The organism is Nocardiopsis sp. TNDT3 (genome assembly GCF_003427465.1).
Taxonomy (GTDB): Bacteria; Actinomycetota; Actinomycetes; order Streptosporangiales; family Streptosporangiaceae; genus Nocardiopsis; species Nocardiopsis dassonvillei.
Genome location: NZ_QPFC01001227.1, coordinates 1 through 1,756 on the forward strand (window position 1 = coordinate 1; position 1,756 = coordinate 1,756).

Genomic DNA, 1,756 nt, shown 5'->3' on the forward strand with positions numbered 1-1,756 from the left:
CAGGGGTGACAGAGGTGTGCGGGGCGGGGGTGATGCTCGGTGACTATTCGTCACGCCGAGGGCGGTTGTCAAGTGCGGGTGCGGGGTGAGTGCGCGCCGAAGAACGCGTCGTCGCAGGTCGGCGGGGTGAGCGCGGGGGCACGGCTCGGTCGCGGGTCGCGGCGGTCGCTGGAGGGGAGCAAGGGCCCCTCCCGTGCGAGGATTCCCGGTCAGGCGCGGAGGTAACTTCCCCGTCCACAGCCTGTGGACGAAGGAGGGGTCCGGCGCGCGCCCGGGAACGGTCCGCCACGGGGCGCACGGCCCCGCCGGTCCTACGCCGCCTCGGTCTCACCAGCGGCCACCCGGCACCTCCGCCGCCGCGGCTGCCAGGGGCCGGCGCCGCCCCCCAGGGCCCACGGCATCGCCCTCAACCCGCCAGGAGCTTGTTCACCGCCTCCGGCGACAGGATCTCCTCGGTCACCATGGCCGCGCAGCCGCGCACGCCCGCCTCGTCCCACAGGGAGCTGGCCACGACGCGCAGCTGACGGGTGGCCAGGGCGGTGCACTGCTGGAACACCACCTCGCGCACGCCCGCCACCAGGTGGTCGTAGGCCTCGGCCAGGTCGCCGCCCAGCACGATCACCTCGGGGTTGAGCAGGTTCACCGCCCCCGCGAGCGCTTCACCCAGTCTGCGCCCCGCCTCCCGGACCAGGGTGACGGCCACCGGGTCGCCCCCCGAGGCCAGCGCCACCAGGTCCTTGAGCGTCCGTGCCCGGCACCCCTGTTCGGCGGCGCTCTCCAGCAGCCGCCGCCCGCCCGCGACCGCCTCCAGGCAGTCGGTGTTGCCGCAGCGGCACGGGAGCCCGCCCGCGCCGCGCACCGGGATGTGCCCGATCTCCCCGGCGGCGCCCAGCGAACCGCGCAGCAGCCGCCCGCCGGACAGCAGACCCGCGCCGATCCCCGTGGAGGCCTTCACGAACACCATGTCGTCGGGGTGCCCGTGCCCGCCCGCGATGTGCTCGCCGAGCGCCATCACGTTCACGTCGTTGTCCACCATCACCGGCACCGGGAAGCGCTCGGCGACCAGCGGGGCCAGCGCCACGCCCGCCCACTTGCCGAGGAAGGGGCGGTCGTCGGCGCGGCCCGCGTGGAACTCGACGGTGCCGGGCAGGCCGATGCCCACGCCGCGCACGTCACCGGGGTCGCGACCGAGCGAGGCGATCTGCTCCGACCAGGTGTCCAGCAGCCAGGGGAGGGTGGCGTCGGGGCCCTGTTCCATCGCGGGCGAACCCGGAGTGCGCACGAGGACCTCGCCGTCGAGGTCGCACACGGCGGCCTGGCTGCGGACCATGCCCAGGGCGCTGGTGAGGATGAGGCCGCTGGCGGCGTTGAACTCCAGCAGGGTGGGCGGCCGTCCGCCGCTGGAGACCGCGCCGGTGCCCTCGGTGACGAGCCCGCCGCCGATCAGCTCGGTGACCCGCAGGGCCACGGAGGGACGGGACAGGCCCGTGACCCGGCCGATCTCGGAGCGGCTGGTCGCGGTTCCGGAGCGGATGAGCTCCAGGATGTGGCCGCTGGTGGCAGCAGAGGACAGGCGTCCGGGGGTTCTGGCCATAGCTCATTCAACCATGAGGTTACGACGGGAAGGCTGGGAGGTTATGTAAATAATTGTTCTCAAGTGTGCTTGGTTTTTTACCATAGTCGGGTTTAGGCTCAAAGGGCCGGACGTCCCGCGCGTCCGCGCCGCCTCCCCGCGCCCCCCGCCTGCGTCACACTC

At 73.5% G+C, this 1,756-nt stretch carries 1 protein-coding gene; it reads right to left on the reverse strand.

Annotation, left to right across the window (positions count from 1 at the left end):
* Positions 1-406: 406 nt before the first annotated feature.
* Positions 407-1,594 (reverse strand): ROK family protein, encoded by a 1,188-nt coding sequence (locus DQW06_RS26195; RefSeq protein WP_013155736.1) that lies wholly within the window; start codon positions 1,592-1,594, stop codon positions 407-409.
* Positions 1,595-1,756 lie beyond the last annotated feature (162 nt).